This is a genomic window from Streptomyces sp. NPDC012637 (genome assembly GCF_042954805.1).
GTDB lineage: Bacteria > Actinomycetota > Actinomycetes > Streptomycetales > Streptomycetaceae > Streptomyces.
In genome coordinates this window covers 113257-129339 of sequence record NZ_JBIBDS010000011.1, presented here as the reverse complement: position 1 = coordinate 129339, position 16083 = coordinate 113257, and the positions used below count along the sequence as shown (strand labels likewise).

The window sequence follows — 16083 nt, the reverse complement described above, 5'->3', positions numbered from 1 at the left end:
CGCCCCCCGACGGTCAGCCCCCCTGGCAGCCGCTTCGGCTGGAGGCGACCGTGTCGGGAGGGGGCCACGCCGTCCTCAGCGGCCGCGACACGCACATTCGCTTCGGCCCTGAGGGGCGCATCACCGTGCCGGGCCCCGGCGCCGACCGGGTGCCGTGCCCGTACCCGGGACTGGCTCCGTTCGACGAGGGGTACAAGCAGTGGTTCCACGGCCGTGAGCGCATGGTTCACCTCGTGTGCGAACGGATGGACGCCCGGATGCGCGAGGGTGGCCCGCTGGTGCTGATCGGCCCCTCCGGGGCCGGGAAGTCGTCCCTGCTCGCGGCCGGTGTGCTGCCGGCCCTGGACGAGGGCCGGCTTCCGGTGGCGGGTTCGAGCACCTGGCCGCGGCTGCTGCTGACCCCCACGGCCTCCCCGGCCCTGGCGCTGGCGTCGGCCGCCGGGCTGGACGCCGACACCGCCCGGAACACCGCACCGCGGTGGCGGGCCGATCCCGCACGGTGCCTCGAGGAGTTGCGCGCGATCGTGGGGTCCGCCGATCCCGCACGGTGCCTCGACGAGCTGCGCGGGATCACCGGATCCGCCGATCCCGCACAGTGCCTCGACGAGCTGCGCCCGATCACCGGATCCGCCGATCCGACACCCACGGGGGAGCCGCCCGCCGGGGGACTGGTGGTCGTGGTCGACCAGTTCGAGGAGCTCTTCACGGCCTGTGGTGACGAGACCGAACGGCAGTGGTTCGTCGACGTGCTGGACCGGCTGGCCCGGCCCGAGGGCGGTGCGGTCGTGGTGCTGGGGGTGCGCGCGGACTTCTACGCCGCGTGCACGGCCCATCCGCAGCTCAGAGCGGCGCTCCGGGCCGGACCGGTCCTGCTGGAGCCGATGACGGAGGACGAACTCAAGGACGCGATCCGCCGCCCGGCCGCCAGCGTGGGGCTCGACGTCGAGGACGGCCTGGTGGAGGTGCTGCTGGCGGACCTGGGCGCGGTCGGGGGACCGGTCGGGACGAGCACCACGGGCCGGCTGCCGCTGCTCGCCCACGCGCTGCGGGCCACCTGGCAGCAGCGCCACGGCCACACCCTCACCGTCGACGGGTACCGGGTCACCGGCGGCATCCAGGGCGCCGTCGCCACCACCGCCGACAGGCTCTACGAGACGCTGCCGTCACCCTGCCGCGAGGCCGCCCGGTGGGTGTTCCTGCGGCTCGTCATCGTGGGGCGCGACGCCGACGACAGCCGCCGGCGCGTCCGGTACGACGAGCTGCTGCGTCACGCGCCGGACCGGGAAGCGGCCCGCACGGTCCTGGACGACTTCACCCACGGCCGGCTGCTGACCCGGGAACAGGACGCGGTGGTGATGACGCACGAGGTGCTCATCCGGGCGTGGCCCCGGCTGCGGGGCTGGATCGAGCACGACCGCGGCGGCAATCTCGTACGACAGGACCTGGAGGAGGCGGCCAGGCTCTGGGAGCAGGCCGACCGGGAGCCGGCCGCGCTGTACCGCGGCAACCGTCTGGAGGCGGCACTCGACTGGGCCGCGACGCACGGGCCGGAACTCAGCGCCGCCGCCCGGGCCTTTCTGGAAGCCTCCCGCCGCCACCAGCGGCGCGGGCAACGGCTCCGGCGCGCCGCCGTCGCCACCATCACCGCCCTCGCCGTGGTCGCCTCGCTGGCCGCGGCGTTCGCCCTGCGGCAGGAGGCCGAGGCGCGGAAAGCCGCCGACCGGGCCCTGCGGGCCCGTGACCAGGCCGTCACGGCCGCCGTGACCTCCGCGTCCGTGCAACTGGCGTCGACCGATCCCTCCCTGTCCGCTCAACTCGCGCTGACCGCCTACCGCATGGATCCGTCCGAGGAGGCGGCGTCCCGGCTCGTCGCGACCGAGAACACGCCGCTGGCCACCCGGCTTCCCGGCCCTTCGGGAGGCCCGCCCGGCTGGGTGGGCACCGTGGCCTACAGTCCCGACGGGCACATGCTGGCGGCGGGGAACCACGACGGCAACCTCGTCCGGCTGTGGGACGTCTCCGATCCCGGCCGTCCGGTGGCGCTGGGCGGACCCGTGCCCGTGGACCGTTCCGTGCATTCGATCCGGTCGCTCGCGTTCAGCCCGGACGGCCGGGTGCTGGCCGTGGGCGGCCGCACCAGCGACAAGGGTGACTCGGGTTCCGGCGGATTCGTCGACCTGTGGAGCCTGACCAGTCCCAGCCACCCGGTCCTGCTCGGCCGGCTGAAGAGCCCCGGCGTCAGCGACTGGGACGCCGCGTACGCCGTCGAATCGCTGGCCTTCAGTCCTGACGGCCGCATCCTGGCCGCCGGACGGCGCGCGGGACTCGTCAGCATGTGGAACGTCACCCGCCCCCACGACGTCGCCCCGTTGCAGGCGCCCCTGAACCTCGGCTGCCCCGACGTCTTCTCCCACCGCATCGCGTTCAGCCCCGACGGCCGTACTCTGGCCGCCGCATGTGACGACGACGCCGGCACCATCCGCCTGTGGGACACCACCGACCCGGCCCGTCCCGGTCGCGCGCGGTCCCTCACGGCCGGGCGTGACGTCAACTTCCTGGCGTTCGCTCCCGACAGCCGCACGCTCGCCGCCGGAGCCGGCGACAGCAAGGTCCACCTGTGGACGGTCGCGGGTCCCGGCCGCCCCGCCCCCCTGGGCAAGCCGCTGACGGGCCCCGCTCAGCCCGTCATGTCGGTGGCGTTCAGCCCGGACGGCCACACCCTGGCCGCCGGCAGCGCGGACCACACCGTCCACCTGTGGAACGTCAGCCACCCCAGGGCGATCGTCCCGCTGGGCCGGCCGCTCACCGGTCCCGGCGACGCGGTGACCGACGTGGTGTTCAGCCCGGACAGCCGCACCCTCGCCGCCGGGAACGGCGACGGCAACGTCGATCTGTGGCATCTGCCGCCGACCCGGATCACCGGCGCCGGCGGCAATGTGGCGTCCGTGGCGTTCAGCCCGGACGGGCGCACCCTGGCCGCCGGGAACCAGAACGAGACCGTCTCCCTGTGGAACACCGCCGACCCGCACTTCCCCGCTCCTCTCGGTGATCCGCTCACCGGTCCCAAGGAGCCGGTCAACGCCGTGGCGTTCAGCCCCGACGGGCGCACCCTGGCGGCGGGCGACAGCGGCGGCACGGTCACGCTGTGGAACGTCGCCGATCCCAGCCGTCCCGTCCGCCTCCGGGAGACCCTCACCGGGGCGGACGGTCTCATCTTCTCCCTGGCGTTCAGTCCGGACGGCCGCACCCTGGCCGCGGCCGGCGACGACGAGTCCGGCAGCATCGCCCTGTGGGACGTCAGCGATCCCGCGCACCCCGTCACCCGGTCCCGTATCTCCACCAATCGCACGAGGTCCGTCCAGTCCCTGGCGTTCAGCCGCGACGGCACGATGCTGGCGGCCGGGGGCGACGCCAGCAACGGCGAGGTCGGCCTGTGGAGTACGACGGACCCCGGGGTCCGGATCGGGCAGCCGGTCCGGCAGCCGACCGGCACCAGCACCTGGGTGGCGTTCAGCCCGGACGGCCGCACGCTCGCCACCGGGAACAGCCGCGGCACGGTCACCCTGTGGGACGCCACCGACCCCCACCACCTCACGCGCAGGGGCACACCGCTGACGGTGCCCGGCGGCAGCCTGTGGTCGGTGGCCTTCAGCCCCGACGGGCGCACCCTCGCGGCGGCCGGCCACACCGACGACGGCACCATCAACCTGTGGAACGTGTCCGATCCCGACCGTCCCGCCCCGATCGGCCGACCGCTGACCGTGGAGACCGGGTTCGTCGCCGTTCTCGCGTTCAGCCCGGACGGCCACACGCTGGCCGCCACCACCGACGACGGCGTGGCCACGCTGTGGGACCTCGACGTCGAGTCCGCCATCAGCCGTGTCTGCGCCGGGAGCTCCGGCGCCCTGACCCGACAGCAATGGAGCCGCTACGTCCCCCAGCTGCCGTACGACCCACCCTGTGCGACCGCCCGGTAGGACGACGTCGGGTCGGTCCATACGCCGAGGTGCGGGGTTCGGGCCCTGCCGGGCATGACCGACCGCCGGTGATGTACTAGAGTTATCTCGACATCGAGATATCTGCCGAGGCGCACCGCTGCCGCCACCCTGGTAAGGGTTACCTAACTTAGCCTTACCTTAGCGGATCGACGACGAGTACGTGGCGGCAGGATGCGGTGGAACGCGCACATATATGAAGGAGACTGTCGTGTCGGCGAACAGCTTCGACGCCCGCGCAACGCTGCGCGTGGGTGACGAGTCCTACGAGATCTTCCGCCTGGACAAGGTGGAGGGCTCGGCCCGGCTCCCCTACAGCCTGAAGGTTCTCCTCGAGAACCTGCTCCGCACCGAGGACGGCGCGAACATCACCGCCGACCACATCCGGGCCCTCGGCAGCTGGGACTCGCAGGCCCAGCCGAGCCAGGAGATCCAGTTCACGCCGGCGCGCGTGATCATGCAGGACTTCACCGGTGTCCCCTGTGTCGTCGACCTCGCCACCATGCGCGAGGCCGTCGCGGCGCTCGGCGGCGACCCGGCGAAGATCAACCCGCTCTCCCCGGCCGAGATGGTCATCGACCACTCCGTCATCGCCGACAAGTTCGGCACGAACGACGCCTTCGCGCAGAACGTCGAGCTCGAGTACGGCCGCAACAAGGAGCGCTACCAGTTCCTGCGCTGGGGCCAGACCGCCTTCGACGACTTCAAGGTCGTCCCCCCGGGCACCGGCATCGTCCACCAGGTGAACATCGAGCACCTGGCCCGTACGGTCATGGTCCGCAACGGCCAGGCGTACCCCGACACCCTCGTCGGCACCGACTCGCACACCACCATGGTCAACGGCCTCGGCGTGCTGGGCTGGGGCGTCGGCGGCATCGAGGCCGAGGCCGCCATGCTCGGCCAGCCGGTCTCCATGCTGATCCCGCGCGTCGTCGGCTTCAAGCTGACCGGCGAGCTGCCGACCGGCACCACCGCCACCGACCTGGTCCTCACGATCACCGAGATGCTGCGCAAGCACGGCGTCGTCGGCAAGTTCGTCGAGTTCTACGGCGAGGGCGTCGCCGCCACCTCCCTCGCCAACCGCGCCACCATCGGCAACATGTCGCCGGAGTTCGGCTCCACCGCCGCGATCTTCCCGATCGACGACGAGACCCTGAACTACCTCAAGCTCACCGGCCGCTCCGAGCAGCAGGTCGCGCTGGTCGAGGCGTACGCCAAGGAGCAGGGCCTCTGGCTCGACCCGGCCGCCGAGCCCGACTTCTCCGAGAAGCTGGAGCTCGACCTCTCCACCGTGGTCCCGTCGATCGCCGGCCCGAAGCGCCCGCAGGACCGCATCGTCCTCGCGAACGCCGCCGCGCAGTTCGCCCAGGACGTCCGCAACTACGTCGCCACCGCCGACGAGGCGGGCGAGGAGTCCTTCCCGGCCTCCGACGCCCCGGCCGTCAGCAACGGCGTCCCGTCGAACCCGGTCGAGGTGACCGCCCCCGACGGCACGACCTACACGATCGACCACGGCGCCGTCACCGTCGCCGCGATCACCTCCTGCACCAACACCTCGAACCCGTACGTCATGGTCGCCGCCGCGCTCGTCGCGAAGAAGGCCGTGGAGAAGGGCCTGACCCGCAAGCCGTGGGTCAAGACCACCCTCGCCCCGGGCTCGAAGGTCGTCACCGACTACTTCGACAAGGCGGGCCTGACTCCCTACCTCGACAAGGTCGGCTTCAACCTCGTCGGCTACGGCTGCACCACCTGCATCGGCAACTCCGGCCCGCTGCCGGAGGAGGTCTCCAAGGCCGTCAACGAGCACGACCTCGCGGTCACCTCGGTCCTCTCCGGCAACCGGAACTTCGAGGGCCGCATCAACCCCGACGTCAAGATGAACTACCTGGCCTCCCCGCCGCTGGTCGTCGCGTACGCCATCGCGGGCTCCATGAAGGTGGACATCACCAAGGACGCCCTCGGCGTCGACCAGGACGGCAAGCCGGTCTACCTGGCCGACATCTGGCCGTCGGAGACCGAGGTCAACGACGTCGTCGCCAACGCCATCGGCGAGGACATGTTCTCCAAGTCCTACCAGGACGTGTTCGCGGGCGACGCCCAGTGGCAGGCGCTCTCGATCCCGACCGGCAACACCTTCGAGTGGGACGCCGAGTCCACCTACGTCCGCAAGCCCCCGTACTTCGAGGGCATGACGATGGAGACCACCCCGGTCACCGACATCACCGGCGCCCGCGTGCTGGCGAAGCTCGGCGACTCGGTCACCACCGACCACATCTCCCCGGCCGGTGCCATCAAGGCCGACACCCCGGCCGGCAAGTACCTCACCGAGCACGGTGTGGAGCGTCGTGACTTCAACTCCTACGGCTCGCGCCGAGGCAACCACGAGGTCATGATCCGCGGCACCTTCGCCAACATCCGCCTGCGCAACCAGATCGCGCCGGGCACCGAGGGCGGCTTCACGCGTGACTTCACGCAGGAGGGCGGCCCGGTCTCCTTCATCTACGACGCCTCGCAGAACTACCAGGCCGCCGGCACCCCGCTGGTCATCCTGGGCGGCAAGGAGTACGGCTCCGGCTCGTCCCGCGACTGGGCCGCCAAGGGCACCGCGCTCCTCGGCGTCAAGGCCGTCATCACCGAGTCGTACGAGCGCATCCACCGCTCGAACCTCATCGGCATGGGCGTCCTCCCGCTCCAGTTCCCGGCCGGCCAGACGGCCGACTCGCTCGGCCTGACCGGTGAGGAGACCTTCTCCATCACGGGCATCACCGAGCTGAACGAGGGCACCACCCCGAGCACGGTCAAGGTCACCACCGACACCGGTGTCGAGTTCGACGCGGTCGTCCGCATCGACACCCCCGGCGAGGCGGACTACTACCGCAACGGCGGCATCATGCAGTACGTGCTGCGCAACCTGATCCGCGGCTGACCGCCGAAGGTCCGGTAGGACAAGGGCCCTCTCCCCGCCCGGGGAGAGGGCCCTTCCTCATGGGCGCACCAGCCGGGCGTCAGCCCAGCAGCTGCACCTCCGCGAGCTCGGCCGGGGCCGGACCGGCCGCCACCAGGCGGTACTTCGCGTACGCGCCGGGCTTCGCCACCGAGAACACCCGGGTCTGCCGGTCCCACGCGAAGGACTCGCCGTCCCGCCGGTCCAGGTCCGTCCAGGTCGCCCCGTCCGCCGAGCCCTGCAGCACCCAGCCCGCCGGCGCCTTCGCACGGTCCGCCGACGAGGTCAGCGTGTACTGGACCGCCTTCACCCGCCCGGCCACGGGAAGCTCGACCGGACCGGCCACCGGCCCCGCCGTCGCCGACGTGTCGTCGAACAGCGGCCCCGCGCCCGCTCCCTCGACCAGGTCCACCCGCGGCGCAGGCACCCTGTCGTCCGTGGTGATCGAGACGGGGGCCGCCTTGCCGCCCGTGCCCCACGCCGAGGGCCGGGGGCCCATGTCGAACTTCAGCGTGCCGCCCTTCGCGAGCAGCTCGTGCGGCAGCGCGGTCGAGTTCCAGGCGACGCCGTTCAGCTTCACGCCCTGCACGTAGACGTTGCGGGCGCTGTTGCGCGGCGCCTCCACGACGAGCGTGCGGCCGTTGTCCATCCGTACCGTCGCCTTCGTGAACAGCGGCGAACCGATCGCGTACTCGCCGCTGCCCATCACCAGCGGGTAGAAGCCGAGCGCGGAGAACAGGAACCAGGCCGACTGCTCGCCGTTGTCCTCGTCGCCGTGGTAACCCTGGCCGATCTCGCTGCCGGTGTAGAGGCGGGAGAGGACCTCGCGGACCTTCGCCGCCGTCTTCCACGGCTGCCCGGCCGCGTCGTACATGTACGGCACGTGGTGGGCGACCTGGTTGGAGTGGCCGTACATGCCCATCCGCACGTCACGCGCCTCGGTCATCTCGTGGATGACGCTGCCGTACGAGCCCGCGACGTCGGGCGAGGCCGTCTCCGGCGTGGAGAAGTACGCGTCCAGCTTCTGCCCGAGGCCCGCGCGCCCGCCGTACAGATTGGCCAGGCCCCGGGAGTCCTGCGGGGCGGTGAAGGCGTAGCCCCAGCCGTTGGTCTCCGTGTAGTCGTAGCCCCAGATGCGCGGGTCGTACGACTCCGACGGCACCCGCCAGGCACCCTTCGCGTCCCGGCCCTGGAAGAAGCCGGCCTCGGCGTCGAACAGCGACACGTAGTTCCGGGCACGGTCGAGGAAGTACGCCGACTCGTCCCGGTAGCGCTTCTTGCCGGTCTTCTCGTAGAGCGCCTGACCCATCTTCGCGATGCCGTAGTCGTTGAGGTAGCCCTCCAGGGACCAGGACAGGCCCTCGTGGGTCTCGGTCGACGCGTAGCCGGTGAACGGGGAGGTCTCCATGCCCTTGCGGCCGACGCCGCGGCTGGGCGCCACGACGGTGGCGTTCTTCAGGGCCGCCTCGTACGCCGCCTCCGCGTCGAAGTCGACGCCCTTCACGTACGCGTCCGCGAAGGCCACGTCCGAGGAGGTGCCGGTCATCAGGTCCGCGTAGCCGGGGGAGGACCAGCGGGAGATCCAGCCGCCGTCCTTGTACTGCTGGACGAAGCCGTCGACCAGCTCGCCCGCCTTCCGCGGAGTGAGGAAGGAGTAGGCCGGCCAGGTGGTGCGGTAGGTGTCCCAGAAGCCGTTGTTGACGTACGGCCTGCCCTCGACGACCTTCGCGCCGGTACGGGTCGGGGTGTCGGGCCCGGCCGGGGCGGAGAAGGGGCTCGCGTACTTGTAGGTCGAACCCACCTTCTCGAAGCCCGAGTTGGGGTACAGGTACAGCCGGTAGAGGCTGGAGTAGAGGGTGACCAGCTGGTCGTGGCTCGCGCCCTCGACGGTGACCCGGCCCAGCACCTCGTCCCAGGCCTGCTGGGCCCGCTCGCGGACGTCGTCGAAGTCGGTGCCCTCCGGGATCTCGTCGGCGAGGTTCGCCTTCGCCTGCTCGACGGAGATCAGCGAGGTCGCGATCCGCAGGGTGACCGTGCGGTCCTCGCCCGCGTCGAGGCGGAGGTGCCCCTTCACGCCCTGCGCGGCGGACGAGGTGACCGGCGCGTCGACGACGCCGTACACGAACATCCGGCCCGCGCCCGTCGACAGGCCGCTCCTCACGTCGGAGTAGGCCGTGAAGGAACGCGTCGCCGGGTCGAGGGTGAGCCCGCCCTGGTCGGTGACGTTGTCGAGGACCACGCTCGCGTCGTCACCGGGATAGGTGAAGCGCATGACGGCCGCGTGGTCGGCCGGGGCGATCTCGGCCTTCAGGCCGTTCTCGAAGGTGACGCCGTAGTGGTGCGGCTTCGCCGTCTCGTTCGCGTGCCGGAAGGGCAGGGCACGGGCCGCCCTGTCGGTGGGCGGGGTGCCGGCCGCGGCCGAGGGCATCACCTGGAAGGTCTGCCGGTCGCCCATCCAGGGACTGGGCTGATGGCTGGCGGACAGCGCCTGGAGGGTGGGCAGGTTGTCGGCGTTGTTGCCGCGCGCGTACTCGTAGATCCAGCTCTGGGTCGCCGCGTTGGTCACCGGCGTCCAGAAGTTGAAGCCGTGCGGGACGGCGGTGGCCGGGAAGGTGTTGCCACGCGAGAAGGAACCGGAGGAGTTGGTGCCGCGGGTCGTCGACGCGTAGTCGGAGAGCCGGTCGTACGGCTCCTGCGGCTGCTTCGGCGCGATCGCGATGTCGTCGATCCAGCCCTGGAACTTGCCCGGACCCTTGGGCGAGTCGTACGCCACCAGGATCCGGTCCACGGTCCTGCCGTTCGCGACCTCGCCGATCCGCGCGGAGACCTGGTTCCACTGGTTGACGTAGAGCCGCTTGGCGGCGCCCTGGCCCTGCGGGGTGAGGAGACCGCCGTACGCGTCCGTGGCGCCCAGGTCACTCAGATAGGTGCCGTCGGTGAAGGCCAAATCCACGGACACGTTCGTGGCCGGATAGTTCAGGTCCGTCTCCGAGGCCGACATCGACGGGAAGATCCTGTACGACAGCTCGGTGTTCCGGACGATCCGGGTGTCGACGTCGAGGACCTTGTTGTACGAGTACGCGCGCCCCTCGCCCTTGTGGGTGCCGGCGTAGCGCAGCGCCCGCTTGCCGGTGTAGCCGGCGCCGGCCTTGGCGGTGGGGGAGCCGCTGGGGCCGCGGTCGGCCTGGCTGCGCATGTCCGCCGGGACGGGCTGGGAGGTGTCCCCGTTCGAGAACTGAACGTCGGCTAGCTGGGTGAGGCCCGCGCCCGCGTTCTTGGTGATCTCCAGGCGGTAGTGCGCGTAGGCGGTCGCGCCGCCGCCCGCGATGTCGTACGTCCTGGTCTCGAAGCGCTTGGCGAAGCTCTCGCCGGAGCGGGTGTCGAGGACCGTCCACTCCTTGCCGTCGGCCGAGCCCTTCAGGGTCCAGTCGCGCGGGTCGCGTTCGGCGGCGTCGTTCGCCGAGGTCAGCGCGTAGGTGGCGAGCTTGATTGGGGAGTCCAGGTCGAACTCGATCCACGCGGTGGGCTCGAACACCAGCCACTTGGTGCCGGGCTGCAGGTCGACCAGGTTCTCCTTGACCTCGCCGGCGCCCGCGTGTTCGCCGCTGGCCCGCAGGGCCGTCACCTGGTCGGTGACGTTTCCCGGTATTCCGGTGACGAATCCGCCGTCGACGCCGGATGTCCGCTTCTTTCCGTCGGGGCCGACTTCGACGGTGTTCCGCCAGGTCGGCTGCGTTTCCTCCGCTTCGAAGGAGGTGGTGAATTCCCGTGCCGTTCGGCCGGGTTGTTCCGATGCGCCCGGAACCGCCTGAGCCACCGTGGGGGTGAGGGTCAGGATCAGCGCCGCCGAGGCCGCCAGGGAGACCGCTCTGAGATGGGGGTGCATGCCGTGTCGTCGCTCCTGCCGCTGGTTCTAGACAACGTTGTCAAACCGATCGCGCAAGAACCCAGGAGAAGGCAAGTCCCAGGGGCTGTCAAGGGTGTTGACGCCGATTCGAGGGAGGAAACGGGGCAGAAACGGCTCGGATATCCCGCAGGTCTCAACTCGGAGAAGACTGCCGGGGAAAGCTGGTTTCGATCTTGCTCCGGCGACGGGAAGTGGACTATACCTGTCGGCGTCCCGCCCGTCGTAGCGATACCGAGCCATACCGACGACGGCCCGACGCCTGCACGACCCAGCTGCAATTGACCGCGGTGGCGGGGCCCTTCGCCTGAGGCGAATGTACGGGCGACCGGTACACCGCCTGAGTCCTGAATGAAGGCGAGGACTTAAGCATGGGATCCACCTCCGCCCCGAACAACGAGGGCCTCGGCCGTCGCGATCTGATCAAGCGTTCCGCCGCACTCGGTCTGATCTCGGTGCCCACCATGAGTTTCCTGTCCGCGTGCGCCTCCAGCGGTGGCGACGAAACGGGCAACGACAAGCCCAAGGGCGAGAAGACGAAGGACAATCCGTTCGGCGTCGCCAAGGGCGGCAAGATCGACGTGGTCGTCTTCAAGGGCGGATACGGCGACGAGTACGCCAAGGCCTGGGAGGCCAGCTTCAACAAGAAGTGGGGTGTCACCGCCACCCACACCGGCACCCAGGAGATCACCGGCAAGCTCCAGCCGCGCTTCAACGCCGGCAACCCGCCGGACATCGTCGACGACTCCGGCGCCCAGAAGATCAAGATCGACGTCCTGCACAAGAACGGCCAGCTGCTCGACCTGGCGGAGGTCCTCGACGCGCCGTCGGTCGACGACCCGAACAAGAAGGTCCGCGACACCCTCATCCCCGGCACCATCGACGCCGGTCTGCAGGAGGGCAAGGTCGTCGCCCTCAACTACATCTACACGGTGTGGGGCCTGTGGTACTCCGGCAAGCTCTTCAAGGAGAAGGGCTGGACCGAGCCGAAGACCTGGGACGAGTTCCTCGCGATCTGCAAGGACGCCACCTCCCAGGGCATCGGCGGCCTCGCCCACCAGGGCAAGTACCCGTACTACATCAACGTCGCCATCATGGACCTGATCGCCAAGACCGGCGGTCTCGAGGCCATGAAGGCCATCGACAACCTCGACCCCAAGGCCTTCGTCGGCTCCGACGCCGCCAAGCAGGCCGTCGAGGCCGTGTACGAGGTGGTCGAGAAGGGCTACCTGATGCCCGGCACCAACGGTCTGGAGCACACCGAGTCCCAGACCCGCTGGAACCAGTACAAGGCCGCCTTCATCACCTGTGGCTCCTGGCTGGAGAACGAGCAGCTGAAGCAGACCCCGGCCGACTTCGACATGAAGTTCATGCCGATGCCGCTGCTGCCCGGCAGCAAGATGCCCTACGAGGCGATCCGGGCCGGCTCCGGCGAGCCCTTCATCATCCCCGCCAAGGCCAAGAACCTGGCCGAGGCGAAGGAGTTCATGCGGATGATGCTCTCCAAGGAGTGGTCGACGCTCTTCGCCAAGGAGGCCAACTCGCTCACCATCCTCGCCGACGGCGTGGACCCGAGCGTCAAGCTCCGCCCGGGCACCCAGTCCACGGTCGAGGCCTCCAAGGCGGCCGGCACCAACACGTTCCGCTACCTGTACACCGAGTGGTACAGCGAGATGGACACCGAGATCCAGAATGCGTCCAACGAGCTGATGGCCAAGCGCATCCAGCCCGCGGAATGGCTCAAGCGGGCCCAGGCCGCCGTCGACAAGGCCGCCAAGGACCCGGCGTCCAAGAACAACCGCCGCGACTGACGCGCGGGCCGGAACGCGAAACCTCATCCGGGGACATCAGGGACAGGAACGCCATGCGCAAAGGGCAGTACAAGTTCGTCACGGGATTCCTCTTCATACCCGTGGCCCTCTATCTGGTCTTCGTCATCTGGCCGTACATCCAGACGTTCGGCTACTCGCTGACCGACTGGAAAGGCCAGTCACAGGACTTCTCCTTCGTCGGCATCGACAATTACGTCGCCCTCTTCGAGGACGACGTCTTCCTGGGAGCGGTCTGGCACAACATCCTGTTCCTGGTGTTCATCCCGGTGATCACCATTCTGCTCGCCCTCTTCTTCGCCTTCATGGTGAACGCGGGCGGGCGGAGCCGGGCCGGCGGTGTCGCGGGCGTCGCCGGATCCAAGTTCTACAAGGTCGTCTACTTCTTCCCGCAGGTGCTCTCGCTCGCGATCCTCGCGGTGCTCTTCGGCGCCGTGTACCGCAGCGACGCCGGCGGCATGCTCAACGGCCTCCTCCTCAAGCTCGGCCTCGTCGAGGCCGACCGGCCGGTGGAGTGGCTCAACGAGCCGAACTTCGTCCTGTGGGCCCTCATCGCGGTCGTCGTCTGGCACGGCGTCGGCTTCTACCTGGTGCTGTTCTCCGCCGCGATGCAGTCCATCCCGCGCGACGTCTACGAGGCCGCGCTGATCGACGGCGCCGGCCGCGCCCAGTCCTTCTTCAAGATCACGCTGCCGCTGCTCTGGGACTCCGTGCAGACCGCCTGGGTCTACCTCGGCATCGTGGCGATGGACATGTTCGTCCTCGTCTCCACCATGACCTCCGGCGACTACGGCGGTGGGCCCGACCACCACAGCGAGGTCATGTCGACGGTCATGATGCGCAACTTCCTCTACTTCGGTAAGAGCGGCTACGCCTGCGCCATGGGCGTCGTGATGCTGCTGCTCACCCTGATCGTGTCCGTGGTCACGCTGCGCGCCACCCGCCGCGAGCGCCTCGAGTTCTGAGCGGGAGAACGACGATGACTGCACCCATCCAGAAGTCCGACACCACCGCCCCCGGCGGGGCCGCGGTCCCGCGGCAGCGCGCGACGGGCAAGGGGCGCGCGCCCGCGCCCGGCCCGGCCCGCGAGGGCACCGTCCTGAACGTCTTCTCGCACGGCTTCCTCGCCCTGTGGGCGCTGATGATCGTGCTGCCGCTGATCTGGCTCGTGCTGAGTTCCTTCAAGACGGACGGGCAGATCGCCGGTTCCGCCTTCGGCTGGCCGCAGAACTGGTCCCTGGACGTCTTCTCCCGGGCCTGGAACAAGGGCATCGGCGACTACTTCGTGAACACCGTGATCGTCCTGGTGTTCTCGGTGCCGCTGACCATGCTCTTCGGCTCGATGGCGGCGTACGTCCTCGCGCGCTACGAGTTCTGGGGCAACCGGCTCATCTACTACTTCTTCGTGGCCGGCGCCATGTTCCCGGTCTTCCTGGCGCTCGTCCCGCTCTTCTTCATGGTGAAGATGCTCGGGATGCTCAACAGCTACCAGGGCCTGATCCTGGTGTACGTCGCCTACTCGATGCCGTTCACCGTCTTCTTCATGCACTCCTTCTTCCGGACGCTGCCGACGGCGGTCTTCGAGGCGGCGATCCTCGACGGGGCCTCGCACACCCGGGCCTTCTTCCAGGTGATGCTGCCGATGGCCAAGCCGGGCCTGCTCAGCGTCGGGATCTTCAACACGCTGGGGCAGTGGAACCAGTTCATCCTGCCGACGGTGCTGATGCAGCCGCAGAGCGGTGACGACCCGGAGCGCTACGTGCTCACCCAGGGCCTGATCCAGCTGGAGCAGCAGCAGGGCTACGAGACCGACCTGCCGGTGCTCTTCGCCGGCGTGACCATCGCCATGATCCCGATGCTGGTCGTGTACCTGTCCTTCCAGCGGCAGGTCCAGGCGGGTCTCACTTCGGCCACGCTCAAGTAACGAGCCGGTCGCCGCCCGTCCGGCCCCGGAGAGTCGTCTCTCCGGGGCCGGACTTTTTCGTTCCGGATTCGACTACCGTCGAGGACTTGACGGCGACAAGCCCCACGAAGGAGCTTGGAGTTCATAACTTGTACACGTCGTAGGGTGGAGAGAGTCAATGGAGACTCCGGGGTCGCAGTCCTCGCTGCACCGGGCCAATCTCGAGCGGGTCGTCCGGGCGGTACGGATGGCCGGATCGCTCACCCAGGCGGAGATCGCCCGGACGACCGGCCTGTCCGCCGCCACGGTCTCCAACATCGTGCGGGAGCTGAAGGACGGCGGCACCGTCGAGGTCACGCCGACCTCGGCCGGCGGCCGCCGGGCCCGCAGCGTCTCGCTCAGCGGCGACGCCGGCATCGTCATCGGCGTCGACTTCGGGCACACGCACCTGCGGGTCGCGGTCGGCAACCTGGCCCACCAGGTGCTCGCGGAGGAGGCCGAGCCACTGGACGTGGACGCCTCGGCCGCGGAGGGCTTCGACCGGGCCGAGCAGCTGGTCAGCCGCCTGATCGCGGCCACCGGCATCGGCCGGGACAAGGTCGTCGGCGTGGGCCTGGGCGTGCCGGGCCCGATCGACGTGTCCTCGGGCACCCTGGGCTCCACGTCGATCCTGCCGGGCTGGAGCGGGATCAACCCCGCCGACGAGCTCTCGGCCCGCCTCGGCGTGCCCGTGCACGTCGACAACGACGCCAACCTCGGTGCCCTCGGCGAGCTGGTCTGGGGCAGCGGGCGGGGCGTCAAGGACCTCGCGTACATCAAGGTGGCCAGCGGTGTCGGCGCCGGTCTGGTGATCGACGGGAGGGTCTACCGGGGCCCGGGCGGCACGGCCGGCGAGATCGGGCACATCACCCTGGACGAGTCGGGCCCGGTGTGCCGTTGCGGCAACCGCGGCTGCCTGGAGACCTTCACGGCCGCGCGCTACGTCCTGCCGCTGCTCCAGTCCAGCCACGGGCCCGACCTGACCATGGAGCGGGTGGTCCAGCTGGCCCGCGAGGGCGATCCCGGCTGCCGCCGGGTCGTCGCCGACGTGGGTCGCCACATCGGCAGCGGCGTCGCCAACCTCTGCAACCTCCTGAACCCGAGCCGGGTCGTGCTCGGCGGCGACCTCGCGGAGGCCGGAGAGCTGGTCCTGGCGCCCATCAGGGACTCCGTCTCGCGCTACGCCATCCCCAGCGCCGCCCGTCAGCTCTCGCTGGCCCCAGGGGCCCTGGGCGGCCGCGCGGAAGTGCTCGGCGCCCTGGCCCTCGTACTCAGCGAGATGGGCGATTCGACGCTTTTGCAGGGGTCTGACAGCGGGCTTTCGGCCGCCGCGGGACCGAAGACGCCTGCCTTCACTTAGATAACGAATGGCACCGTTGCCATCTCGTTAAAGATTTACTTCTTGACGTCGAAGCCGCGGCCGAGTTGACTTCCAGCCACCTCGGCCGCAACGTCGCGGCCTCGTCAGG

Annotated in this window: 7 protein-coding genes; 6 read left to right on the top strand and 1 reads right to left on the bottom strand. The window is 69.9% G+C overall.

The genetic code is table 11. The features are described from left to right. The first annotated feature begins 50 nt into the window (after positions 1 to 50). Positions 51 to 3977, top strand: coding sequence for a hypothetical protein (locus ACFY8W_RS35215; protein ID WP_391114521.1), 3927 nt, complete (start codon positions 51 to 53; stop codon positions 3975 to 3977). Between the two features lie 229 nt (positions 3978 to 4206). Continuing rightward, complete coding sequence (gene acnA / locus ACFY8W_RS35210) at positions 4207 to 6921, top strand: aconitate hydratase AcnA (protein ID WP_391114519.1); 2715 nt, start codon at positions 4207 to 4209, stop codon at positions 6919 to 6921. Positions 6922 to 7000: 79 nt separating this feature from the next. On the opposite strand, the gene ACFY8W_RS35205 is transcribed toward acnA, so the two are convergent. After that, positions 7001 to 10825: a GH92 family glycosyl hydrolase gene (locus tag ACFY8W_RS35205; protein WP_391114516.1), complete on the bottom strand. Its 3825-nt coding sequence runs from the start codon at positions 10823 to 10825 to the stop codon at positions 7001 to 7003. A gap of 389 nt (positions 10826 to 11214) precedes the next feature. Between ACFY8W_RS35205 and ngcE the strand changes: the two genes are divergently transcribed. The 4 genes from ngcE (at position 11215) to ACFY8W_RS35185 (ending at position 15974) form a co-directional block, all read left to right on the top strand. Then, positions 11215 to 12654, top strand: a complete 1440-nt coding sequence (gene ngcE, locus ACFY8W_RS35200) for an N-acetylglucosamine/diacetylchitobiose ABC transporter substrate-binding protein (protein ID WP_391114514.1) — start codon at positions 11215 to 11217, stop codon at positions 12652 to 12654. 53 nt (positions 12655 to 12707) lie between these two features. Further along, positions 12708 to 13637, top strand: a complete 930-nt coding sequence (locus ACFY8W_RS35195; RefSeq protein WP_391114511.1) for an ABC transporter permease subunit — start codon at positions 12708 to 12710, stop codon at positions 13635 to 13637. A 14-nt stretch (positions 13638 to 13651) separates the two neighbouring features. Beyond that, positions 13652 to 14596 (top strand): ABC transporter permease subunit, encoded by a 945-nt coding sequence (locus ACFY8W_RS35190; protein ID WP_391114508.1) that lies wholly within the window; start codon positions 13652 to 13654, stop codon positions 14594 to 14596. A gap of 157 nt (positions 14597 to 14753) precedes the next feature. Continuing rightward, on the top strand, positions 14754 to 15974 hold the full coding sequence (locus ACFY8W_RS35185) for an ROK family protein (protein ID WP_391114505.1): 1221 nt from the start codon (positions 14754 to 14756) through the stop codon (positions 15972 to 15974). Positions 15975 to 16083: the final 109 nt, after the last annotated feature.

Coding starts and splice junctions, on each gene's coding strand:
- ACFY8W_RS35205 (WP_391114516.1), bottom strand. CDS start 10,825: ATGCACCCCCATCTCAGAGCGGTCTCCCTGGCGGCCTCGGCGGCGCTG.
- ngcE (WP_391114514.1), top strand. CDS start 11,215: ATGGGATCCACCTCCGCCCCGAACAACGAGGGCCTCGGCCGTCGCGAT.
- ACFY8W_RS35195 (WP_391114511.1), top strand. CDS start 12,708: ATGCGCAAAGGGCAGTACAAGTTCGTCACGGGATTCCTCTTCATACCC.
- ACFY8W_RS35190 (WP_391114508.1), top strand. CDS start 13,652: ATGACTGCACCCATCCAGAAGTCCGACACCACCGCCCCCGGCGGGGCC.
- ACFY8W_RS35185 (WP_391114505.1), top strand. CDS start 14,754: ATGGAGACTCCGGGGTCGCAGTCCTCGCTGCACCGGGCCAATCTCGAG.